This window comes from Psychrobacter sp. 4Bb (assembly GCF_002836735.1).
Taxonomy (GTDB): domain Bacteria; phylum Pseudomonadota; class Gammaproteobacteria; order Pseudomonadales; family Moraxellaceae; genus Psychrobacter.
Genome location: NZ_PJAS01000060.1, coordinates 17,432 through 41,878 on the forward strand (window position 1 = coordinate 17,432; position 24,447 = coordinate 41,878).

22 protein-coding genes are annotated in these 24,447 nt (G+C 42.7%); 9 read left to right on the forward strand and 13 right to left on the reverse strand.

Going from position 1 to position 24,447, the window contains the following annotated elements:
• Window positions 1–58: 58 nt before the first annotated feature.
• Window positions 59–709, reverse strand: coding sequence for a DUF2939 domain-containing protein (locus CXF60_RS06780; protein ID WP_102091329.1), 651 nt, complete (start codon window positions 707–709; stop codon window positions 59–61).
• A gap of 43 nt (window positions 710–752) precedes the next feature.
• Between CXF60_RS06780 and CXF60_RS14665 the strand changes: the two genes are divergently transcribed.
• The 4 genes from CXF60_RS14665 (at window position 753) to CXF60_RS06795 (ending at window position 4,276) form a co-directional block, all read left to right on the forward strand.
• On the forward strand, window positions 753–881 hold the full coding sequence (locus CXF60_RS14665; protein WP_267284419.1) for a hypothetical protein: 129 nt from the start codon (window positions 753–755) through the stop codon (window positions 879–881).
• Between the two features lie 250 nt (window positions 882–1,131).
• Window positions 1,132–2,268 carry a molecular chaperone DnaJ gene (dnaJ, locus tag CXF60_RS06785; protein WP_057757637.1) on the forward strand — a complete coding sequence of 379 codons (1,137 nt, stop codon included), beginning with the start codon at window positions 1,132–1,134 and terminating at the stop codon, window positions 2,266–2,268.
• A gap of 173 nt (window positions 2,269–2,441) precedes the next feature.
• Window positions 2,442–3,272 (forward strand): 4-hydroxy-tetrahydrodipicolinate reductase, encoded by an 831-nt coding sequence (gene dapB / locus CXF60_RS06790; RefSeq protein WP_102091330.1) that lies wholly within the window; start codon window positions 2,442–2,444, stop codon window positions 3,270–3,272.
• A 77-nt stretch (window positions 3,273–3,349) separates the two neighbouring features.
• A complete protein-coding gene (locus CXF60_RS06795; RefSeq protein WP_180958111.1) occupies window positions 3,350–4,276 on the forward strand; it encodes a hypothetical protein in 927 nt (308 codons plus the stop codon).
• An 82-nt stretch (window positions 4,277–4,358) separates the two neighbouring features.
• On the opposite strand, the gene CXF60_RS06800 is transcribed toward CXF60_RS06795, so the two are convergent.
• The 8 genes from CXF60_RS06800 to erpA all read right to left on the reverse strand — a co-directional run bounded on the left by CXF60_RS06800 (window position 4,359) and on the right by erpA (window position 12,773).
• A complete protein-coding gene (locus CXF60_RS06800) occupies window positions 4,359–5,534 on the reverse strand; it encodes a type III PLP-dependent enzyme (protein ID WP_102091404.1) in 1,176 nt (391 codons plus the stop codon).
• A 146-nt stretch (window positions 5,535–5,680) separates the two neighbouring features.
• Window positions 5,681–6,235, reverse strand: a complete 555-nt coding sequence (gene def / locus CXF60_RS06805) for a peptide deformylase (RefSeq protein WP_057757649.1) — start codon at window positions 6,233–6,235, stop codon at window positions 5,681–5,683.
• Window positions 6,236–6,441: 206 nt separating this feature from the next.
• Window positions 6,442–6,696, reverse strand: coding sequence for a GlsB/YeaQ/YmgE family stress response membrane protein (locus CXF60_RS06810; RefSeq protein WP_102091331.1), 255 nt, complete (start codon window positions 6,694–6,696; stop codon window positions 6,442–6,444).
• 340 nt (window positions 6,697–7,036) lie between these two features.
• Entirely contained in the window at window positions 7,037–8,518 is a 1,482-nt protein-coding gene (gene mpl, locus CXF60_RS06815; RefSeq protein WP_102091332.1) for a UDP-N-acetylmuramate:L-alanyl-gamma-D-glutamyl-meso-diaminopimelate ligase, read from the reverse strand.
• A 261-nt stretch (window positions 8,519–8,779) separates the two neighbouring features.
• Window positions 8,780–9,424: a copper resistance protein NlpE N-terminal domain-containing protein gene (locus CXF60_RS06820; RefSeq protein WP_228707061.1), complete on the reverse strand. Its 645-nt coding sequence runs from the start codon at window positions 9,422–9,424 to the stop codon at window positions 8,780–8,782.
• Between the two features lie 436 nt (window positions 9,425–9,860).
• Complete coding sequence (locus CXF60_RS06825; protein ID WP_102091334.1) at window positions 9,861–10,373, reverse strand: disulfide bond formation protein B; 513 nt, start codon at window positions 10,371–10,373, stop codon at window positions 9,861–9,863.
• A 91-nt stretch (window positions 10,374–10,464) separates the two neighbouring features.
• On the reverse strand, window positions 10,465–12,039 hold the full coding sequence (gshA, locus tag CXF60_RS06830; RefSeq protein WP_102091335.1) for a glutamate--cysteine ligase: 1,575 nt from the start codon (window positions 12,037–12,039) through the stop codon (window positions 10,465–10,467).
• A gap of 353 nt (window positions 12,040–12,392) precedes the next feature.
• A complete protein-coding gene (gene erpA, locus CXF60_RS06835; RefSeq protein ID WP_057757666.1) occupies window positions 12,393–12,773 on the reverse strand; it encodes an iron-sulfur cluster insertion protein ErpA in 381 nt (126 codons plus the stop codon).
• Between the two features lie 676 nt (window positions 12,774–13,449).
• On the opposite strand from erpA, the gene CXF60_RS06840 reads away from it, so the two are divergent.
• Window positions 13,450–15,471 (forward strand): ATP-binding cassette domain-containing protein, encoded by a 2,022-nt coding sequence (locus tag CXF60_RS06840; RefSeq protein WP_102091336.1) that lies wholly within the window; start codon window positions 13,450–13,452, stop codon window positions 15,469–15,471.
• 72 nt (window positions 15,472–15,543) lie between these two features.
• Here CXF60_RS06840 and CXF60_RS06845 read toward each other — a convergent pair whose 3' ends face one another.
• Complete coding sequence (locus CXF60_RS06845; RefSeq protein ID WP_102091337.1) at window positions 15,544–15,906, reverse strand: septal ring lytic transglycosylase RlpA family protein; 363 nt, start codon at window positions 15,904–15,906, stop codon at window positions 15,544–15,546.
• A gap of 499 nt (window positions 15,907–16,405) precedes the next feature.
• Here CXF60_RS06845 and CXF60_RS06850 point away from each other — a divergent pair, with 499 nt between their 5' ends.
• From CXF60_RS06850 to CXF60_RS06865, 4 genes are all read left to right on the forward strand, one after another.
• Window positions 16,406–16,897 (forward strand): DUF3015 family protein, encoded by a 492-nt coding sequence (locus CXF60_RS06850; RefSeq protein WP_102091338.1) that lies wholly within the window; start codon window positions 16,406–16,408, stop codon window positions 16,895–16,897.
• A 158-nt stretch (window positions 16,898–17,055) separates the two neighbouring features.
• Entirely contained in the window at window positions 17,056–19,080 is a 2,025-nt protein-coding gene (locus tag CXF60_RS06855; protein WP_180958112.1) for an Lnb N-terminal periplasmic domain-containing protein, read from the forward strand.
• A 151-nt stretch (window positions 19,081–19,231) separates the two neighbouring features.
• Complete coding sequence (locus CXF60_RS06860; RefSeq protein ID WP_102091340.1) at window positions 19,232–20,257, forward strand: DnaJ C-terminal domain-containing protein; 1,026 nt, start codon at window positions 19,232–19,234, stop codon at window positions 20,255–20,257.
• Window positions 20,258–20,357: 100 nt separating this feature from the next.
• Window positions 20,358–20,681: a chaperone modulator CbpM gene (locus CXF60_RS06865; protein ID WP_102083164.1), complete on the forward strand. Its 324-nt coding sequence runs from the start codon at window positions 20,358–20,360 to the stop codon at window positions 20,679–20,681.
• Between the two features lie 80 nt (window positions 20,682–20,761).
• Here the strand turns inward: CXF60_RS06865 and sstT are convergent, their stop codons facing one another.
• From sstT to CXF60_RS06880, 3 genes are all read right to left on the reverse strand, one after another.
• Window positions 20,762–21,964: a serine/threonine transporter SstT gene (sstT, locus tag CXF60_RS06870; protein WP_057757687.1), complete on the reverse strand. Its 1,203-nt coding sequence runs from the start codon at window positions 21,962–21,964 to the stop codon at window positions 20,762–20,764.
• Between the two features lie 294 nt (window positions 21,965–22,258).
• Complete coding sequence (locus CXF60_RS06875; protein ID WP_102091341.1) at window positions 22,259–22,750, reverse strand: DNA polymerase III subunit chi; 492 nt, start codon at window positions 22,748–22,750, stop codon at window positions 22,259–22,261.
• Window positions 22,751–22,757: 7 nt separating this feature from the next.
• Window positions 22,758–24,413 (reverse strand): leucyl aminopeptidase, encoded by a 1,656-nt coding sequence (locus CXF60_RS06880; protein WP_102091342.1) that lies wholly within the window; start codon window positions 24,411–24,413, stop codon window positions 22,758–22,760.
• Between the last annotated feature and the right edge of the window lie 34 nt (window positions 24,414–24,447).

Here is a 24,447-nt window from a genome sequence, read left to right on the forward strand (position 1 = left end):
GCGGTTTTTTTGAGTTCTATTCAGACATTTTTGTATCTCAAAAGCTGTCTTAAATAATTTATGGTAAGACGATATCAACGATTTTCCAATTGATAAGCCCTTCACGTTGCATCTCGATAGTGAGAGGGTAGCCTTTTACCTGACCACTGATACTAAAGCAATTGATACCGCAGTAGCTCAGCGTTGGCTTCTCGCTGTCATTGCCTTGGGCTACTTGCTGCTCAAGTTCGGCAGCTTGCTTTTTCATGACTTGCTGCATTTGGCTTTTGACCACGGCATCGACATCACCGCGCTGAATGATTAAGCTCTGAATTAGGTTTTTCAAGTCAACTTGATCGCTAGCGATGGCCCATGCTGCGGCTAGCTCTTTGGCTGCTGTATTGGCTTGACCTTGGGTATTAATTATCTTTTCGATATTCTGCGGCGTGATGGCCCCTTCAACTGCCTGCGCGATAAAACCATTCGCGGCTTGGGTCAACGGCTCACCACCCAATTCAGAAATTAGGGGATACTTAGTCATTGTCGTCGCAAATTGGCTGGTTAGCTGATTTTGGACGCTTGGTCGCACTTGCTCATAATCAATAGCCGCTGCGATAGTGGCACCGTCTTTATCATCATAAGCGTTTTTGAGCTGATAAGCACTGTAGTAAGGCGAGCCTGCATACACTGCTACCGCAATGATGATTAATAGAATAACCAGCTTTTTCATAAGACTTGATACCTTGTCGCAAGCGTCATCACTATGAGTATAAATGACCGTAGATGTGACGGTAAATATTAGCACGACTATGCACCGCTCAGGTACGAAAAGCTTTGCAGTAACCTTAATGAATCGTTTGGCTTTTGCCGCAGCAATGCCAACTACTAATTTCATCATTTAAGAGCTTGATAAATCAGCAGACCATCTCCATAAATAGCGCAAACTTTTTATAATTGATTTGGCTAAGCAGCCTTCACCGTATTTGTTGGTTAAGTTTAAGCATCATGGTTCTATAGCATGTGAGTTGTAATGTTTCATGTGAAACGTTATACGTATCCGTTAGCTAAGAATCATGAATAAGATTAAGACAATTATCAATTGAGCTGATGATTTGACGAGCCGGTGTGGCTGTAAAGACGATAGGAGAGAGCATGAGTAAGCGCGATTTTTATGAAATATTAGGTGTCAGCAAGACCGCTGACAGCAAAGAAATTAAGCGAGCCTACCGTAAGCTTGCCATGAAATACCATCCAGATCGCAACTCTGATGATCCTGATTCGGAAGACAAATTCAAAGAAGCTTCAATGGCTTATGAAGTATTGAGCGACGAAGAGAAACGTTCAGCCTACGACCGTATGGGCCATGCAGCCTTTGAAAACGGCATGGGTGGCGGCGGCTTCGGCGGTGCAGGTGGCGGTAACTTCCAAGATATCTTTGGTGATATCTTTGGTAACTTCGGTGATATCTTCGGTCAGCAGCGTGGTGGCGGCGGTGGGCGTTCGCGTCGCGGCTCTGACTTGCGTTATGTGATTGAGCTGACATTAGAAGAAGCCGTACGTGGCTGCAAAAAAGAAATCAGTTTCACGGCTCCTGCGCCTTGTGATACCTGTGATGGTAAAGGGGCAAAAAATGCTTCCGATGTGGTTACCTGTCAGACTTGTCATGGCCAAGGTCAAGTACGTATGCAGCAAGGTTTCTTTGCGGTACAGCAAGCTTGTCCTCATTGCGGCGGTACGGGTAAACAGATCAAAAACCCTTGTTCGGACTGTCATGGCAACGGCGTAAAAGACAAATCACGTACCTTAGAAGTCTCTATCCCTGCAGGCGTCGATGATGGTGATCGCGTTCGTCTAGCAGGCGAGGGCGAAGCGGGCGGCGCTGGCGTACAAAACGGCGATCTATATGTCGAAGTACGCGTCAAACAGCACAATGTCTTTACCCGCCAAGGCGCTGACCTATATATGGATGTACCAGTAAGTATCACTGATGCAGCGTTGGGTAAAGAAGTCGAAATCCCAACCTTAGATGGCAAAGTGAAAATCAAAGTGGCAGAAGGTACGCAAAGCGGTAAATTACTGCGTGTACGCGGCAAAGGCGTAACGCCAGTCCGTACTACCATGAAAGGTGACTTGATTTGCCGTGTGGTTATCGAAACGCCAGTGAATCTGACTCGTGAGCAAAAAGACTTGCTACGCCAATTCCAAGATACGTTGGATGACGACAGCAAGCATCAACAGTCGCCACATAAGAAGTCATTCTTCAAAAAAATCGGTGATTTGTTCGATTAAGAAATAGTTTAACTTAGTAGCTAGCATTAAACTAAGCCCAAAGGTTTCACATGAAACCTTTGGGCTTTTTATTGATGGTATAAAAAGCCATTCATGTGTCGATATTTGCTAAACTTACAACAAATGATAGTCAAAAATAGTTTCACCAAATATAAAACATTTAAGGTAAAAGTATGAGCGAACAATCGAATAATAAATCTATCAACGTTGGGGTAATCGGTGCAGGCGGGCGTATGGGTCGTATGCTTATCGAGGCTGTACAGAACAATCCACAAACTACATTAAAAGCAGCGATTGAGCGTCAAGGCTCTAGCCTAGTCGGTGCTGATGCCGGCGAAGTTGCTGCTATCGGCCATTTAAATGTGCAAATCGTTGATGACTTAGCCGCTGTGATTGATGATATCGATGTATTAATTGATTTTAGCTTGCCTGACGCCACTGAAGAAAACATGCAAGTTTGTGCTGAGCATAATGTTGCTATGGTCATCGGTACCACAGGATTCAATGAACAGCAAGAACGAGTACTGGCAAAAGCAAGTGAGCAAATCACTATCGTATATGCGGGCAACTATTCGACAGGCGTCAATTTATCATTGAAGCTACTCGGTATGGCTGCCAAAGCGTTTGGTAACGATGCTGATGTAGAAATCATCGAAGCACATCATAAGCACAAAATTGATGCGCCTTCTGGTACCGCATATATGATGGCCGAAGCAGTCGCAGAAGCACGCGGACAGAACCTAAAAGACGTCGCTATTTATGGCCGCGAAGGACAAACTGGCGAGCGCGAATCTGGGACAATCGGTATTCACGCAGTACGCGGTGGCGAAATCGTAGGTGATCATACTGTGATGTTTATCGCAGATGGCGAAGTGGTCGAGATTACCCATCGTGCGCGTGCGCGCATGACATTTGCCGCTGGTGCCGTACGTGCCGCAACTTGGGTCGTTGAGCAGGAAGTAGGTCAGTACAACATGCAAGACGTGCTTGGATTAAATGACTAACGACTATTTATAGTTGACGGTCAAGTTTAGCGTCATAACTGATGGCTCGATGACTTAATAGCAGCAAGGGAGCAGGTATGAATAGTATTAAACGTTATATTAGTCATAGACTGATTGGTGCTGTTTGTACCATCAACCTTGCGAACCTATCAGCTTTTGCACTGAGTCTAGCGGTTCTACCAGTAACCGTACAAGCCAGTACTTCTCAAACCTATGTTATCCATACTTATGGCGGGGCTAGCCTACTACCTGCAGTAAGACAACAATTAAATAGTAGCGCAGACGGTGGCACGGTGACTACCTATCAAGATAAATTGGTACTGCGGACGACCGCACGTAATTATCAGGCGGTACAGCAATTGTTGTCTCAGATTGACCGTCAGCCACAGGCATTGACGGTCGCTGTACGTGTTGGCAATAGTAGTAGCCTGCAAGGTAGTATTCAGCAGGGTCAGGTCATTATTACCAATCGCGGTATCCAAGGTGCAGGGGTTATTAGTCAGCGTAGCAGCCAGCAGCAGGATAGTAATCTATATCAAGTACAAACACTATCTGGCAGTGCGGCGAGTATCAGAACAGGTACGCTCTACTCACTGACTCAAACCTATAATACTAATAATCATTCAACTTATCATCGTTCAGCTAGTCACGACTTCAAACCACAGATCGTGATTCAGCAGCAAATACTACTGCCAACGACACAAGGGATTGCCGTCACACCAAGACTGCTGCCTAATGGACAGGTGGAAGTACAACTATCCCAAGTAGAAGAAAGCTTAGTGCAGCCGAATTCACCTTATAATCAAATGAGTTCTACTGACAATTCCACTGGCAGTGCTAGCAATGCTATTCGGGGTCAAAGATTGAACAGTACGATGATCGTGCCACGTGGACAGTGGATGACGATTGGACAGATTTTACAAAACTCAAGCAGTAGCGCTAGTAACGGTAGCCGAACTATTAATAACCATAATAGCGTGCCTATTTCTTTACGAGTTGAATAGCTTACCAAGCAAATCATTATGCACAAAAAAGCGCGATACGGGTATTAACCGTGCCGCGCTTTTTTTGAAACAGTATTAAGTACTAGTCAATATAAACCACTTCAAGCGGTGGGAAACCATTGAACTCTACCGATGAGTAAGAGTTGGTATAAGCACCAGTGGTGAGCCAGTAGATTTTATCACCAATCTCAAGCTCTTCTGGTAGCTGATAACCCGCTTCTTCATACATAATATCGGTTGAGTCACAAGTTGGGCCTGCCAGTACTACTGTACCTTCACTGGTAGACGTCTCCATCTTAGGCGTATAGACAGGGTACTTGATAGCTTCGCCTAGCGTTTCGATTAAGCCTTGGAATAGACCAACGTCGGTATATACCCAACGAGTCAAATCGGTATCTGACTTACGAGAGATCAGTACCACATCACTAACCAAGACACCTGAACCACCAACGAGTGAACGGCCTGGTTCTAAAATAATCTCAGGCATCTCATCATCATTATAATCATCAGTCAAATAGCTGGTAATCTCTTCTGCATAGACCTTAATAGGATTGACTTCGCTGATGTAGTTGGTTGGGAAGCCGCCACCTAGATTGATCATTTGTAGCTTGATGCCTTCTTCGTTCTTCATCCAGTCAAACATATATTTAACTTTGGCTAATGCATCATCCCATGCAGCGACGTCTTTTTGCTGGCTACCAACGTGGAATGAGATACCATAAGGCACCAAGCCTAGCTCGCGTGCTTGAACCAGTAGGTCGATGGCCATATTAGGATGGCAACCAAACTTACGTGACAATGGCCATTCTGCTGTCTCTGATCCTTGCACCAAGATACGAACAAATATTTTAGAGCCTGGAGCGTGTTTGGCAATGTTTTTTAGATCCGCTTCTGAATCAGTCGCATATAGATCGATGCCTTTTTCAAAGGCATATTTAACATGCTCAGCTTTTTTGATGGTGTTGCCATACGAGATACGAGATGGATCAACGCCGCAACCAAGCACGCGATCAAGCTCATAAATAGAGGCACAGTCAAAGTTAGAACCAAGGTTTGCTAGTAAATTGATTACTTCCACCGCAGGGCTAGCTTTCATTGCATAATGCAGTTTTGCATTAGGAAACAGACTTACCATTTCATGGTATTTGGTTTCGATTCGACTAAGGTCAACTACCAAGAAAGGCGTCTCGCGACCTTCAGCAGCCTTGGTAAATTTCTGCCAGCTGGCAGGTTCAAAATATTGGTCAATTTTGATCATTGTCATAGTAGTAAACCTTTTGTGGAAACTGTATCGGTTAGAAAAATTATCGCCAAACGGTGAATGCTAAATATTAACACTCACTGTGACGTAACTATGTGAAGGATAAAGACGAAATAAAAAAGATAAGAATAAAGAGTAGGGCTTTAAGAATTGACGGCTTGTGTCTGTTTTTCTGCTGATTGAGCTTCTTGCTTTTCGCGTATTTTAAGAACTTTGCGAACTTTATCACGAGCACGAGTCTGTTTAAGACGAGACAAGTAGTCAACGAAGATTACGCCATTTAGGTGATCCATTTCATGCTGGATACAAACAGCAAGCAGTCCTTCGACTACTTCGTCGATGACCTCACCGTTACCGTCTAACGCTTCAATACGGACTTTATTAGGACGCTCGACCTTGTCATAGACATCAGGTACAGATAAGCAGCCTTCTTCATACGGTTGCTTTTCTTCTACCAGTGGCGTGACTTTTGGATTGATAAAAACTCTAGGAGAGCTTTTGTCTTCAGACAAATCCATAACGATAAGCTGAATATGATGATCCACTTGACTGGCTGCAAGCCCAATGCCTTGAGCATCATACATCGTCTCGATCATGTCTGCGATTAAGGTTTTGATTTCAGCAGTCACTTCCTTGACAGGCTTGGCGATAGTACGCAAGCGAGGATCTGGGTAACTTAAGATAGGGAGTAGTGCCATAACGCTCACCTCAATGATAGGGACAAAATAGGGTTGGTATTATAAGATAAATGGGGACAAAAGTAATGCTTATCAATACTTTCCCGTTCATATCAGGTTTTATAAGTCTGTAGAATAGAGAGGCTTATGTTTATTGATACAAAAAAACCTCGCTTAGTGCGAGGCTTCTTTGATTGTTTTGTGTGACTGCTAACTATATGCGGTCATTAGGCACGGCGTTTGCTTACAATCATTTCATACAAGAACAGTAAAATAATGGCACCGATTACTGAGAAGATAAGACTCATAAAAGTGCCTGCATCGTCTATACCAACTATATTAGCTAATACTCTACCTACTATTGCACCGAGAATACCTAATATAATGGTCATGATCCAACCCATAGCATCGTTGCCCGGCTTAATTGCACGTGCTAATAAACCTGCAACTAAACCTGCGATAATTGCTCCAATCCATCCCATTTTTTTCTCCTAAATTTTTAATATTTATAATGTGTTACAAGTTTTGATAAATCTATTGTAAACACTCCTCGGACGCAAAAGTAAGCATAAAATGTTACTACTGTAGGGGCTATGTGAGGAAAAAGTCCGATTTGCTATTGAGTAAGAGCAATAAGTAAACGAAAGGTTACAAAGGTAGCAGTGGTGCTAACAGCGTTTATCAACGTGGTACTTGTAAGGCTGAATCCATATAATGAAGATATGTAAATATTAGAAATAAAAAACGCAGCCATCTATTAGATGAGCTGCGTTTGTATAGAGAAAAATAAGAAGAGCTGCTTCTTTATCTTAGCTAGAAGCGTTAACCGTTATGCAATGCCGTTAATAAACGCTGATGAATCCCTTCAAAACCGCCATTTGACATAACCACAATCGCATCACCTGCTTTTGCATGACCGCTGATATGCTCAATGATAGCATCAATGCTTGATAGCACTTGTTGGTTGCCGATAGAGTCGCTAGTAGACTTAGCTTGTTCGATGACCTCTTTTAAGCCCCATTCCAAACCGGTAGGCTCGTACCATAATGTGTAGTCAGCAAGTGCCGCTGATTGAGCCAAGCTGTCTTGATGAATACCCATTTTCATAGTGTTGCTACGCGGCTCAATGATAGCCCAAATGCGTCTATCAGACAGCTTCTTTTTGGCACCATCCAATGTGGTCGTAATAGCCGTTGGATGATGGGCAAAATCATCAAAGACTAAGATATCATTGACGTCGCCGATCAGCTCCATCCGACGCTTGATACCAGCGAAATCTGATAAAGCAGCACAAGCAGTCTCAACACTGACGCCAACATCATAGGCCGCAGCCACAGCAACTAACGCGTTATTGACGTTATGGATACCGCTCATTGACCAGTTTACAACGGCAGAGGCATCTTCATTAGCGGCAAAACTAACTTTGAACTTACTACCGTCTTCTTGAATCAGCTCAGCCTGCCAGTCGCTACTATCTTTTAGAGCACGCGCATTTTCGCTAGTATCATCTAAAGTAGAGTCGATGACAGCAGTACGCCAGATAGGTGTCCAAACCCCTTTCGCTAGCGTATCTTCTAAACTGATGGTCGCGGCTGGCATAATGATTTTGCCAGTGCTAGGAATCATACGCACCATATGATGGAACTGAGTTTGTATCGCATTAAGATCTGCAAAAATGTCTGCATGATCAAACTCAAGGTTATTCAAAATAGCAGTACGCGGACGATAGTGAACGAACTTTGAGCGCTTATCAAAGAAGGCAGAATCATACTCATCTGCTTCAATCACAAAGTAACCAGCTTTATCATCAGCGCTTTTATCAGCACCCAAATAGCTGCTGTGCGCGAACACTTGCTGCAAATGCTTGTCAGTCGTATCAACCAATGGTACACCGCCAATCAAAAACCCTGCATCGATACCAGCATAATGTAATATCCACGCAAGCATAGTCGTGGTTGTGGTCTTACCATGAGTCCCTGCAACAGCGATTACGTGGCGTGACTGCAATACTTGCTCAGATAAAAACTGCGGACCTGAGGTATAGCGCAAGCCATTATCTAGCATATACTCAATCACATCCATGCCGCGCTTCATCGCGTTCCCAACGACGACTAAGTCTGGCATTGGTTGCAAGTGCTCTACTAGGTAGCCCTCTTCGATAGTCACGCCAGCATTTTCGAGCTGAGTGGACATAGGAGGATAGACATTGGCATCTGAACCCGTGACCGTATGTCCAAGCGCACGTGCTAGCAATGCCAGTGAGCCCATAAAAGTACCACAAATACCAAGGATATGAATATGCATAGACGTTCCGTACGCGCTTGAATGAAAAGAATAGAAAGCGGATAAAATAAAGTATGAGGTGCCTAGCTGTCATCAGTAAAAATAAACGCTTTGATAAACAATGACCAACACATCAGCTGGGCAAACAAGCAATCATTGTAAAGTAAACCCTGTTCGATGACCAATAAAAAACGCCTAACAAGTAGGCGCTATGTAGCTAATGTAATTTGGTCATTTTAGTATGTAGCGATACGCCAACTAATAGTTAGCATGATGACGCTTTTATTTGCGAGATAACGTATAGTCATCCTCTAAATTATCGTGTTCATCAATCCGTATCAAGTGGTTGTCTTGGATATGATAGGTCTCGATATTTTTTCCTTCATAGACAATGGTGATCTTATCATTGTCTTGTCGGTAGATACCCGATTCGAGTAGAGGTGTTTTTGGTTTTTCAGGATTATGATAATAACTTGATTTTAGTACGGAACCATCAGCGAATAGGTTCAGTGTAACGTCGATACTGTCGCAATCTATACAAGAGACCATACCGCCATAATCGCCCATCAATGTCGCTTGCAGCATACTGCTTTTTGCTTCTGATCGCTCCATAGAGCTGTCTGCATAGGTATCTTTATTTGACTGAGCAGCAGCAATTAATGATTGCCCTTCCACCATTTCGCCTGTCTCATCATCATTCGCTAGCTCAGCACTCTCAATATTGTCATCTTGCAATGATTGTGAAGCCTCCTGCGATTCAGAACCAGTCGACGCAAACGTAGATACCATGTCTTTATCGGTATTGGACGAGGCACTATCACAGCCTACGAGTAGCACACATAGTGACGCTACAAGTAACGAAGGACGCCACCGTTTTACGATAGCAAGCGTGGTAGAGCGAACGGGAGCAAAATATATCATGGTCATACCAAAAACAGTTTTTAACAAGTATTTTTCAAGCTCATCTATACTATCGACAACGTAAAGCCATTGTCAAAGATAAGGATAATAAGGCATGGGCGCGTAGTAATAATATAAATTAAGAACTTGATAGCATTATCTTATATTCAAAATACAGATAGCTTATGAGTAGAAAGCGGCAAATATCTAATGCTTATCCGTTTATAAGGTAAGCTGACTAAAGATATCAAAGGCTTCAAATTATCTCTGTGGGCTTTTTGTTGTTGCCCATATATCTAAAAGACATGAATAGGTAGTAGAAAGTCCTGTTGGTAACGCTAATATGGTTTATAAGGGCAGGTTAATAGTAGATAAAAAAACAGACATTGTATCGAAGATAGCAATGTCTATTTTAAAAGCAGAACTAGGAAAGAAACCTAACGTTTTATTAAGTCATAAGATACTAATTGGCAGATTTTACGATACGCATTAATATCAAGACATGTACGATCAGCAGCATACTAAATAGAATCAACGACTGCTCAGGGATACTCAATCCCATAAGCGTCCAATCAATAGAGGCACATTCGCCAGATCCTGCAAATACTTCTTTGAATACTTGTAAGATAGGGAGGGTATCAAGCCAATAGTTCAGTCCTGGACCACAAGAAGGTACTTGGTCAGCAGGCAAGTGTTGCAGCCATACATGGCGTGCTGCTACTGCGGTTGCCCAGCCGATACCTAATAGGCTACCAAGCCATAATAGTAGTCTTATCACTTTAGACTTAGGATTAAACAACGCTGATATCAGGGCAAAACCGCCCATGACGATCAAGCCAACACGCTGAAAAATACAGAGCGGGCAAGGTGAAAGCCCTAAATGACGCTGTAAATAAAACAGCGCAAAGCTCATGCCTATCACGGCCATTATCACCAAAAATACTTGCAGGTTACGGTAAGTGGTTAGCTGTCGCATTGTGCGGTTACTCTTATGGGTTTATCTATAATAGATGTGGGGTAGCAATCCAGATTAAACAGTCAGGACTTAGTAATTAATAACTAGCAACTTAGCGATACTGCTGTAAAAATTCCGCAAAGTCTTCTGTTTCAGACTGCTCAATCTCAGCTTGCTGTAAGATAGATTTTTCTGCCAATACTTCGTATTTAGCTTGAGTATTTGGACTAAGTGTCTGCTGTAATAAAGACTCGCGATGCTGCTGAGCCAACGTAAATCCAAGCTGCCATAAGCTGCCTAAGCGTTTGCTATCGGAATTTACTTGTGCAGAGATAGTCGACTCAGAGTGTCCTGCTTTGCCTTGCATCAATGCTACAGCCGCGCGGTAATCGTTACCACCGTAGTGAGCATCAAGCAATGCAGCAAGCGGCTGCATACGCTCTAAATGCGTTAGCATCCAGCTTTCAAGTGACTGCTCTTGGCCATTATTGATAATATGCAAGTCATCACGGCGACCTTCATTGACCACACGCTCAAGATTGATAGCGAGCGTATCTTCTTCTTCAGGTAGCAGGTCTGGTGAGTCACTGAACAGACAGTACAGCGCCATCACTTCCAAGAAACAAGCGCTAGAGAGGCGAATACCAACATCACTATATGGATCAAGATCGATAGCGCGGAACTCAACATAAGCGATACCGCGACGCTCAAGCGCTTCGGTTGGTGTTTCACCGCTCATTGCGATTTGTTTAGGACGAATAGGGCTGTAGTACTCGTTTTCTATTTGTAGAATATGATTGTTAATTTGGATCGGGTTACCATCTTCGTCTTCTAAGCCAAGCTTAGCAAAGCTCTCGTGCGGCGTTTGAATGGCACGGCGTAGACCATCGACATACTCTGGCAGATAGTTGTAACGGATATCAAGCTGCTCTTGCACGCTATTTGTATAGCCAAGCTTGCCCATACGCAGGCTAGTCGCAGCAGGTTTGTAATAGGTCGAATCATTGAGCAATTCTAAATCGTGCTCACGCCCTGCCAAGAAACAAGGACATACGCTCGGACTGGCACCCAGTAAATATAAAACAAGGCTGGTTAGACGTTTAAAGTTACGAATCAACCCTAAGTATTTCTCGTTTTTGAACTCTGTCAATGTCTGGTTTTGGGCAGTCGATGTTTGGGCTTGCCATGTCTCAAACAACGTATCACCAAAAGACAAGTTGTAATGTAGACCAGCAATCGTCTGCATGCGGCGACCATAGCGGATACCAAGGCCACTACGATATAGGGTTTTTAGCTTACCCGTATTAGAGCTACCATAATCAGCTAGTGGAATATCTTCATCTTTAGAAGACAACATACAAGGCATCGATAATGGCCACATCAGCTCACCTTCAGGTATGCCCTGATAGACCAATACGTGCAATTGGCGCAGCATATTGAGGGTCTCTTTTGGTGAGGATTTTGGTTCAGTGATGAGCTCAAGCAGACTTTCTGAGTAATCGGTAGTAATAAAAGGATGGGTAAGTTTTGATCCAAGTTTGGCTGGATGCGGGGTCTGTGCCAAGAAACCATCAGGCTTTACGCGCAGGCCCTCTTTTTCAATACCGCGGAGCATACCCGTTAAGTGTTGGCTATCAAACCAATTAGGGATCTCGAAATTAACAAAGCTACTCGCAAAATTACTCATAATAGTCATCTATTGTTATTTATTATGGCGGATCAAAACACGATAAGCGTTTGTCCATAAAATAGGTAAATGTTAGGTCAATAATTCCGTCAGTTTAGCTCAAAGCTGTCTTGAAAACCACGGACAATTACAAATACGATAAGCTTTAGGCAAAGCGATTTGTGAGGATTTTGACCCTGTTTTTAATACAAATTCATCTCGAATATAGCGTTATTCTAGCCAGACAGTTTGATAAAAAAAGCATCTACCTGAGAGATAGATGCTTTGTTCATTATGCCTACAAGCCATTTGACATAGTGTTCGCACACTATCGCATTATCTGAATAATCATAGCGCGACCGCGTCTATTTGGCTTATATAGAGAATGACGAACCGCAGCCGCACGTGGTCGTGGCATTTGGATTGGTCACCACAAAACGTGCCCCTTCCAGTCCTTCAGTATAGTCAACGGTCGAGCCTTGCAAGTATTGATAGCTTAGCGAATCGACGACTAACGTCACATCACCATTATCAAAATTGGCATCGTCTTCGTTTAGATCATTGGCAAAGTTAAACCCGTAAGAGAAACCAGAACAACCGCCACCTGTCACATAGACACGTAACATAAGATCGCTATCGCCTTCTTCTTCGCGTAGACGGCGTACTTTTTGCGCCGCACTATCAGTTAGGCTTAATACGGTTGGGTCTACTGGTTGGCTTGAGCTTGGACTAAATTGGTTGGCTGATTCGTTCATATCTACCTCAGTTGCTAGGATCAAATGCGGTCGTCGTCCTGTTTGGGTTTGCAATAGGGTACTTGCAAATAAAGATACGCACGGCGTTTGATTTAATTGGGTGCTGTCATTATGGCAAAGCTATTGGTGCATTATAAGCTGTTTGTGCAATTTCAAAATAGTATTTGTGCCACTACAATATTTTATTGGCTCTATTGATGGTGGGTACTTATCTTTTAGCAGTATATCATAATGGGGGTGCTGATTCGTTTGTCAAGAGTGATGTAACTACTGAATTTTACTAATGAATAGCAGTGATCTAATTTTGATATTGTATTTTTTCAAACAATTGCGTCAATGGGCTAAACCAATAACCAGACTAAAAAATAATAGCGTGTGACTAAATAGCGTATGACTATATAAAACACTACTTAATAATATTAGACAGTCTTAAAGCTTATTAGTCATATTACGGTATTTTACGGCCATAACCTTTATAATAGTAACAACCATGTATGAGCTCAAGAGTCGCTTGTGCAACTTAAGGGATTTAGCGTAATAAATACTTAGTTTTGAAATAGTTATTTAATTGTTTGCCTATGGGGCGAGCGTTTGAAATAATAGCCGCCAGTTGGCATACCCTATGTGTGTTTCTTATTGCCCTATATCTATATTATTGTTGAGATGAAGAAATTATATGATCGAATTTAAAGACGTTGGTGTTCGCCGTGATGGTCGTGAATTGTTTGCAGGTGCAAGCTTTCAGCTCCATCCAGGTCACAAAGTTGGACTGACGGGCAACAACGGCACAGGCAAATCTACTTTATTTGCGCTATTACTGACGCAGATGGGTACAGGCGATACAGAGGTCACCCTTGATAAAGGTGAAGTCAGTATTCCTGATAGCTGGCATGTGGCGCACATGGCACAGGAAGTTGGTGCTACGACGCAGTCTGCAATCGATTATGTATTGAGCGGTGATGAGCAGTGGTATGAAATTAATGCTGCGCTAAATGATTTGAGCAGTGTCAGTGATGAGCAAATTGGTGTGCTACACCAGCAGTTCGATGAAATCGACGGATATCGTACGCCGACCAAAGCAGCACAAATTATGGCAGGTCTTGGTTTTAAGACTAGCCAGCATGAACTGCCAGTAGAAGGGTTTTCTGGTGGTTGGCGTATGCGCTTAAACCTCGCCAAAACCTTGATGAGCCGTGCTGATTTGATGTTACTCGATGAGCCAACCAACCATTTGGACTTGGACGCTATCTTGTGGCTTGAAACATGGATCAATGCCTATATGGGCCTGGTTATCGTCATCTCGCATGATCAGGCATTTCTAGATGCAACCGTCGGTCATATCCTGCATGTAGAGCAACAAAAAATCACCCTATATACTGGTAACTATCAGCAGTTTATTCGTACCCGTCACGAGCGTATGGCGCAGCAGCAGCAAGCGTTTGAGAAGCAAGAAGCGACTAAAGCGCACTTGGATGACTTTATTCGTCGTTTCCGTGCTAAAGCCAGTAAAGCTAAGCAAGCACAGAGCCGTATTAAGCAGTTAGAGCGTATGGCAGAGCTGTCACCAATGATGGCTGACAATCCGTTCTCATTCCAATTCTATGAGCCAGCAAACATGAGCTCACCACTGATTGAGCTGACCAACGCAGATATTGGCTATAGTGAGACACCGCTTCTACACAATGCCAATGTACAGGTAACCCCTGACACCCGTCTTGGCTTATTGGGTATGAACGGCGCTGGTAAATCAACGCTGATTAAAGCATTAGTTGGTGAGCTTGGCGTACTAACAGGGAAGTATCGTGTTTCGGATACCCTAAAGCTAGGCTATTTCAATCAGCATCAAATGGATATCCTAGATGCCAAAGCAACGCCTATAGAGATGTTACGTCGGCTAGCGGGTAAAACCTCTGATGCGATGCTACGCTCATTTTTGGGTAGCTTTGACTTCCGCGGTGAGCGTATTGATACACCAAGCGAGCTCTTCTCCGGTGGTGAGCGCGCGCGTTTGACCTTGGCACTTATCGTCTGGCAGCGTCCAAACGTCCTTGTACTCGATGAGCCAACCAACCATTTAGACTTACAAATGCGTCAAGCATTGACTATCGCCTTGCAAGGTTTTAAGGGCGCAGTGGTACTAGTCTCGCATGATCGAGAATTGATTGCTAATGTCTGTGATGAGCTGTATCTAGTACATGATGGTATCATCGAAGAGTTCGATGGCGACATTGGTGACTATGGTAAGTGGCTAGCAGAGAAGCGCAAGCAAGAGAACGCATCAGATAAAAATACTGGTAAGAAAAAAAGCAAAAAAGAGAGTAAGAAGTTTGTTTCACGTGAAACAGATAATAGCCAAGTAAACAACAAGTCATCTGATACTTCGTCAAACAGTAAAGCGGCGACACCTGCACTTAGTAAAGAAGAGCAGCGTAAGCTAGCCGCTGAACAACGTAAAATGACAGCACCTATCCGCCGCGAGATAGAAGAAATAGAAAAGACATTGGCTAAGATTGATAAGCAGCTCGTAACGCTTGAAGAAAAACTGGCTGATACAGATCTGTACGAAGAGAGTCGTAAGTCTGACTTGCTTGTGTTACTCAATGAGCAAACAGCGCTACAGCAGCAGCATAGTGATAATGAAGAGAAGTTACTACTATCAATGACGACTTTAGAAGAGATGGAAGCTAAGTTCGCATAAAGCGTTCTAGATAGTTAGTTATATAAGCAGACATAAAAAAGGGATGGCATAAGCCATCCCTTTTTTATTACATTATTCCTTACGATATTTGCCATCGCCGTACGACAGTATTTCCATCGTGGTCGTACAAAGCTGACAGTTTATTTCACCAGCAGCGGCTTTTGATAAATCAAGGATACGACCTCTAATAAAAGGTCCTCTGTCCGTGATTTTTACAACGACGCTCTGCTTTGTCTTTTGATTGGTTACTTGTACCTTCGTACCGAACGGTAACGTGCGATGTGCAGCGGTTAAAGAGTTCATGTTGAAGATACTACCACTCGCTGTGCGCTTGCCATGAAACTTACTGCCGTAGTAACTGGTATTGGCTGCAAAAACTGTGGTGCTAACTAGTAGCGATAAAGTGACAACCAAAGACTTGATTAAATAAGACATTTAATACCTTTAAGCAATTAATAAAATAGACAGATGCTCTTGCCTACGTTATCTATACTCCCTATGAGTATGAATAATAGAGGATTCTACAAGAGCTAGCTTGTCATATTATTACTGCCGTGTAAAAAACTCACGAGGTCAAATACCTGTTTTTTAAGGAAAAATAGCTATTTTTTAGCAAGAATAATGATGACGTAGGTACTAAAATTAGACTTATAAAGAGTGATTCTCATAAAGAAGCCGACAAAATACTGGAAAGCCAATCACACAATATAAATAGGTAATATATAAAGACCAAATCTATCGATATAGCATAATTACCGTTATGAAAGCCCAATTCAAAATAGATAATATAATGTAAAAAAACCTTGCTATATTCTTACTATTTTGTAGAATGCATAAGGTTAAACATTATTCTAGAGTATCTATCAAATATACTCATAATAAGTTTGATTTTTTGTCAAATAATCTATTTTTTATCGTCTTTCGAGGAAGTTTTATGTTAAAGAAAATTGCGTTCGCTTCAGTTGTCGCGGCAATGATTCCGTTTAGTACAGCGAATGCTGATCTTGGTTCTAGCTTTAAAACGGCAGAAACTGGTCGTACTATCGAGCAAGTATATAAGGAGTGTGGTCTTGGTGGCGCTTTGTTTGGTAATTCAAGCCCTATCCTTGCTATTATCTCTAACGTGACTTGGGATTTAGGTACAACAGCTGCTACCTCTGACTCTATGTCTCCTGCTACTTGCCAAGGTGGTAATGTTAGAGCAGCTGTTTTGATCAAAGAAGCATTCCCAAGTGTGGAAAAAGACTTAGCTTCAGGCCAAGGTGCTCATTTATCTGCCCTACAAAGTGTTGCTAACTGTGATTCAGCCGCTAGCGTACGCGCACAGTATGGTCAATATACTCAGACTTCTGCCTATCGTACTGCTACGCAAGATCAAAATGCTGAGACGCTATTTAGCATCGTTAAGCAAAGCTGTACTATCTAAATATTGAAAGTGCTAGGTATTAAGTTTTTAGTTTAATACTCAAAATTTTGATAATTTAATGATAAAAACACGTAAACCTAGTGCTTACGTGTTTTTTATTGCTCATGTATTTATGGTATCTAAATAAAATGCAAAAAATGTTTTTATGGGTGGCTTGCTTGGCTGCAACGACTATTTGCAATGCGGAAGTTGATGAAACGAATGCCTATGCTTCAGATCCAGTAACAGTAGATAAAGAAAATAAATTCTCTTCTAGTAATGCTTCGTCTATCGCAGTAGATATGACTTCAAGTGAGCCCGAGAACTTGTCAGATATTGTGCAAAGCGTACAACGACTCACTGACTCGCAGATACAAGAGCAAAACCGGAACTCTCAAAAAGATACCGCTATTGACCCCATAAAACTAAAATCATTGGCTAAGCACTCCCAGTGGCAACATTTATTGTTTTATAAAAATGGCAAGGCTGAAGTCATCTCACCAGATTTTTATTTAACCAATCCTAAGCCTCGTTCGAAACGTAATTTTGACTCCTATGCAGAGCTTATAGCAACGATAGAGCAAATGAATAATGAGGGCGTAGTTTGTAAGTATCCAGCCAGATATTTATGGCTTAATCATCATTTACCAGAACTGAACGTCGATCTCAAAAACTGCTCAAAATTACCCGATGCGAATCAAGAAATAAGCCTGATCCTAGTAAGCAGCTATTTAAAAAACCCAGCTTCTTCATTTGGTCATGTACTGGTCAAAACCAACACGTCTATAGATAATATAAATAATACGAACAGTGATGTTAGAGAGCTATCTAGCGAGGACTTACTTAATAATTCATACAACTTCGGCGCTCGTATTCCAGAAAATGAGAACGGTGCAATGTACGCGCTAAAAGGACTATTTGGGTTTTATGATGCTGGGTTTTCAGAGACGGAATTTTTTAAACAAGACGCGGTATACTCCAAGAACGAGCAACGTGATATGTGGGAGTACGTGCTCAATCTAGATGCCTTTGAAACACAATTATTGAACTATCATTTGTACGAAGCAAAGTCTGCTCGATTTGACTATTATTTTATCAAACAAAATTGTGGTTATCGCTCAGGAGAGATACTTGAGCTGATAAGCGACATAAAAACGACTGAGCGAGTAGGTCCTTGGTATGCGCCAGACTATGTATTCGATCAGCTATTAGAACACGACAACGGCGCTGATTCCTTAGTGTCTTCAGTACGCTATTTGCCCTCTGAACAAACGCAACTGCGCGAGAAGTTTGTACAATTATCTAAGCCAATACAAGCCGTCATAAACTCTGTCATTCGTACAGAAAGCACTGCCCCGCTTGCTACTTTAAACGCGGACGATAGGGCGGTTGCGCTTGATTTTCTGATCTTACATCGTACTTATAAAATCACCCAAGACAATACACTGAAGCAGCGAGCTTTCAAAAGCGAATTGCTCAGTCAGCGTTTTGCGCTACCAGCTAGCAATGGTTTGGCTCAGCTGCCTGTACCGAACAAACCCTCTCCAGCATTGAGTAACAAAACCACGCAGACTACCGTCGTTTTATCTGACGAGAGGGCAGAAGTTGGTTTATCGTTATTTGTAAAAGACCCACTTAACGCTCATACAGATATTGATAAGCATTTTGAAGCCGTAAAAGTGTCACTGGGTTATAACTTTGATGAGTATCAATGGACATTGACGGATTTCGTATTTTTGGATATGCAGCAGATTGAAGATCTTAGACAACCGTTATCGGGCGAACCTAAACTGTCTTGGCAACTGAAAACAGGCGCTCGTACAGACATGTTTACTGGCAATCGGCATAGCCCTTACGCACAAGCTGGCGTTGGCGCAGGCGCTAAGTTTGGTAAACATATACTTGGCTATGGTATGGTCAATGCGACGGTCCATGATCAAGATAGACACGCAGATATCGGTATTGAGCTTGGCTTACGTATGAAACGTAATAACCAAAGTGCTGAATTGTCTTACGTAACTTCAAAGCGAGAAGGGCGCGCTGCTATTGATGTTGCCAAATTGATATTACGCCAGCAGCTATCAAAGAATAACGACGCCAGACTTATAATGACATATTCAGACACTGTGATGGCCGATAATAGCGTAGTGTTAGGTGATTCAAATACGATAGATGCTGCTATGGCTTGGCATCATTACTGGTAATATTTATATAACGGTGTTTGTTGTAATTATTGTTATGATGATAAGTAGGCTACAAAAATTGCTATAGTAAAATCTAGTAGCCGTTTATACCGTATCGTTTGAAATTGGCAGACTGATACCACTAATATGTTTTTATTTTGGGGAAAATAACATGGCAGAGAAAAACTACTATGACATTTTAGGGGTCAAAAAAGACGCCTCAGACGCTGATATCAAAAAAAAATACCGTAAGCTCGTTCGTCAATACCATCCTGATGTCAGTGATCATCCAGATGCTGATAATAAGATTGCAGAAATAAACAATGCTTACGAAACGATCAGAGATAAAGACAAGCGCGCTGAATATGACGCTATGCTCAATAATCCGTTTGCGGGTCAAAATAGATCAAGTGGGTTTGGGGGCAGTGGGCAAACCGGCGCAGGTCAAAGTGGTTTTCGCTGGGAAGATGTCAAAGATCAGTTTGGTGACGGTGAGGCCTTTGGTGATGGTGGTTTTCGCTTCGATGACATTTTTTCAGCATTTGGTCGCGGCGCACGTGGGTCAACTGGTGGACAAACGGGCAGTCGCTCTCAAAGCAGCGGCTTCGATCAATTTGGTGGCGGCTTTGGGACGCAAGATAGCAAAGGTCAAGATCAGCATGCCGAGATTACCGTTGATTTATCTTCAGTCTATAGTGGCGACGACTACAGCATTAAGTTAAACGTCCCTGTTCGTCAGCCCAATGGCAATGTCGACTACGACAATAAAACCCTTAAGATCAAAATTCCTAAAGGTATCACTGATGGTAAGCAAATTCGTTTAGCAGGGCAAGGTGCTGCTGGTGGCAGTAATGGCAAAAATGGTGATTTGTTTTTGAAGGTTAAAATTCGTCATGATGCCAATATTCGTATAGAAGGTGCAGACGTTTATCAAACTGTGAATATTGCACCGTGGGAAGCGGCATTGGGTGAAAAAATCAACGTCAGTACGCCAGCGGGTATGCTTGGTGTGACCATTCCTAAGAATAGCAAGTCCGGTAGCAATTTACGTCTCAAAGGCAAAGGTATCCCTGCTAAGCAAGCAGGCGACTTGTATCTAACTCTAAATATTGTCAATCCTGATGTCAGTAGTGATGCGTCGAGACAGGCTTATGAGCAGCTAAAACAAGCCTTTGCTGATACCAATATTAGTCGTTAAACAAGATTATGAATAACCGTTACTTATTACTGAAGTAATAAACGAATAGCAGAGATGAACACGATACCGATGAAATAAAGAGAAAACGAGGATAATAGCTATGAACCACTCGACTGAATTTACAGACATCATCATGAGCTTAGATGAACTGGTCTCTGCCTGTGGCCAAGAGCGCCAATGGGTCATCGAATTAATCGAAGAAAATATCATTGAATATGATGTACCAGAGCATGAGAAGTTTACTGGTTATCAGCTGACGACAGTGCGCCGTGCATCGCGATTGAGTCGTGATTTTGAAGCCAGCGTACCTGCCATTGGATTGATACTTGAGCTGTTAGATGAGGTTGAGCAACTGCGCCAACTCAAACGTCAAATAGAGCAGCAAACACCAGTCATCGAAGTCGACATAGACAATCTAAAGTAACCAAATAATTAAAATAACACATAAAAAAAGGGCCCTTTAAAGGCCCTTTTTAATATTTATAGAAAACACTTCAGCAAAAATTAACGCGAATACGTCGGATCAGCTGCTGCTGTAAATAATACATCAGTAGAAGAGTTCAAGGCAGTCTCAGCTGAATCCTGAATCACACCGATGATAAAGCCAATCGCAACCACTTGCATCGCGATATCATTTGGAATGCTAAATAAGCTAGCAGCGAGCGGAATCAATAGTAATGAACCACCGGCAACACCAGAAGCACCGCAAGCACTAATCGTAGCAACCAGACTGAGTAGCAGCGCTGATGCAAACGTCACTTCGATACCCAACGTATGAGCAGCAGCAAGCGTTAAGACATTAATGGTAATCGCAGCACCAGCCATATTGATAGTGGCACCTAGTGGAATGGTCACCGAATAAGTGTCTTCATGCAATCCAAGCTTACGGGCAAGGTTCATATTGACTGGAATATTGGCCGCTGAACTGCGCGTAAAGAAGGCGGTAATTCCTGATTCGCGCAGACATCTGAACACGAGTGGATAAGGATTTTTGCCCGTTTTAATAAGGACGATAAGCGGATTGGCGACCAACGCAATGAATAACATACAGCTGATTAATACCATTAAGATACGCGCGTAGCCTGCCAAAGAAGCAAAGCCTGTCTCAGCAACCGTGCTAGCGACTAGGCCTAAGATACCAAATGGGGCTAAAGCAATAATCCATTTAACCACTTGTGAGATGGCATCAGCGAAATCACCGACAACATTACGAGCAGTATCACTGGCTTGGCGCAATGCAAAACCAATAATAATTGCCCATGCTAAGATACCAATGTAGTTGGCTTCAGCGATTGCATTGATCGGGTTAGCGACCAAGTTCATGAGCAAGTTCGTCAAGACTTCTTTTAGGTCAGCAGGTGGTACTTGTGCGATATCGGCGTTGATCAAGACCAGCTCAGTCGGGAATAAAAAGCTGGCACCGACTGCTGTTAGCGCTGCCAAAAAAGTGCCGAACATGTACATAATAAGCACCGGCTTTACGTAGACTTCATTGCCACTGCGATGTTGACTAATTGCTGCCATAACCAGAATAAATACTAGGATGGGAGCGACTGCTTTTAGTGCGCCGACAAAGAGTGTACCAAGCAACCCTATGGCGGTGCCGATACTTGGCGCCAGCCAACCAATCAATACCCCTAATACCAAACCAATAATAATAAGCGGCACCAGCCCTATACGCTGATACATCGCAATTAATGAACGCATCTGTACACCCTCAAGTCCGTTAAAAGTAAGTGAATTGTCACAACAGAAAATTTATCGAAGGATGGTAGCATTTTTTGGCATATTCGCATACCGCTCATAGCAGTAGCTGTCGCATGCAAATAGAGGAATAGTAGAGTTGTACAACTAGTATAAAAAAGAATGCAGCACCTATAGGCAAGAGCTGACTACTCAAAATACTTCATTCATAAGAAAGCAGAATTAGGAATATATAGCGTAAGGAGTATGTTTTGCTGCAAAAATAGAAAAAGATACGAGGGAAAATAACCGGCAGAGCTACACCTTAAAGTGGGTCAGATCGTAACCTAATTGCTGGTAGGCTTTATATTTATTGCGACCTTCTTGGGTACTTGTAGCATCAGGTCGGATCAACTCAAGGACTCGGGAGGGTTTTGAATTATTAGTAGCGGCCATAAAATCGTTGACCGGACGTGTTGTCGTATTGAGCACGATACCATTAAAATCTGCTGGCATATGATTGCCTAGTAGTACAGGCGCTAATGATTTATGAGTAGCGATGTTGCTATCATCAGTACCTCTATCATCGGTACTTTTATTGTCATTATCAGAAAGACATTGATGCGGTATAAAACTCGTAGAATCTTGTGCCCAAAGTGCCGTATCTAGATTTGCTAGTAATGTCTCATCTTCAATTAAAATCAGCAAAGACTGAGCGCTTTTGTTAAGCGCCGTCTGAGTCAGCTGACAAATAAAGCCCAAGAAATCTTGGGCCTTACTTTCACTTAATACATAAAAACTAATTTTCATAAATGGATTAAGCCATCTCTGCGCTGTTTTTTAGATATTGCATAAACAGTGGTACAGGACGTCCAGTGGCTGCTTTGTCTTTGCCTGAGTTCCATGCAGTACCAGCGATGTCTAAATGGGCCCATGCTTGACCTTCTTCAATGAAACGCGATAAGAAGCAGGCGGCAGTTACCGCGCCAGCACCTTTACCACCGATATTTTGCATGTCAGCGATTGGTGAATCAATCTGAGCTTGATACTCGTCATCTAAAGGCATATGCCAGATAAGATCGCCTGATAGGTTGCTGGCATTTTCTAAATCAAACAGCACATCTTCATCATTACTAAATACGGCTGAACGCACATGGCCTAGTGCAACCACACAAGCGCCAGTCAAGGTGGCAACATCGATGATGGCTTTTGGCTGATAACGCTGCACGTAGCACAAAGTATCTGCTAGTACTAAACGACCTTCAGCATCAGTGTTCAAGATTTCAACTGATTTACCATTCATCGCTTTAACGATATCGCCTGGACGCGTGGCATCACCTGATGGCATGTTTTCAGCACAGGCTAGCGCACCAACGACGTTGATCGGTAGACGCGCTTCGCACAACGCTTTAATCGTACCAAGTACTGATGCCGAACCACCCATGTCAAACTTCATCTCATCCATCGCTGCACCTGGCTTGATTGAGATACCGCCTGAATCAAAGGTCACGCCTTTACCGACTAATACGATAGGTGCGTCGTCATTGGTCGCTTGTGTATTGTCATTGCTATTTTTGCTTGCATTTTTAGCTGACTTTTTGGTTGGTAGTTTATCGGCTAATGCCTTTAGACCATTCACTTTTGCGTTGCTGGTAGTTTGCTCGGTAGTGCCTGCATCTGAACTAAATTCTGATTTACCACGGTACTCCATGAGTACCAGCTTGCCTTCTTTGGTGGAGCCTTGTGCAACGGCCAAGAAGCAATGCATACCTAGCGCTGACATCTCGTCCTCACCTAGTACCTTCACGGTTAGTAGATCAGGGTACGTTTTTGCAAGTTCTTGAGCTTGTTCTGCCATATAAGCTGGGAAGCAGATATTACCAGGCTCATTGGCCACATCACGAGTGAGGCTCTGACCAGCAAATACTGACTGAGCAAATGCTAGCGCAGGCTGTAGTGACTCATCAGCTAACAGATAAACATCAGTCAATACAGGACTCGCTTGCTCAGACTTATACTTGTCAAAGCGGTAGCTAGCTGCCAACAGATTAAGGGCAAATTGACCAAAATGGTTTTCTTCCAGTGCATCACCCAAGGCGACAGTGATAGAAGACACACGCTTTTGAGTGCTGCTATAGATAGTATTGGCGATTTTTTGAAGTACGGTGTTGTTGAATTTATCAGTGTTACCTACACCGACCAACAGCAGTTGTACAGGGTTTTGCTTAGTGGTCTTTTTATCACCTGCCAGCGCATAGTCAGCAACAGTCTCACAGGTAGTGCCCTTGAAATGTGATACTTCAATCAACTGCTCAATGCGAGCGGTATATTCGGTCAGCACAGATTCAGCCAGAATATTTTTCTTGTCATCGACCAATACAACCAGACAAGCATCGTCTTTACTTTTGGCTTCTTTTTTCAGGATTTTCTGCGTATGAGTCTTTGGTAAATGCTGAGATAATTTGATATTCATATAGTTATCCTTATTAGAGTTATGAAAATTGCAG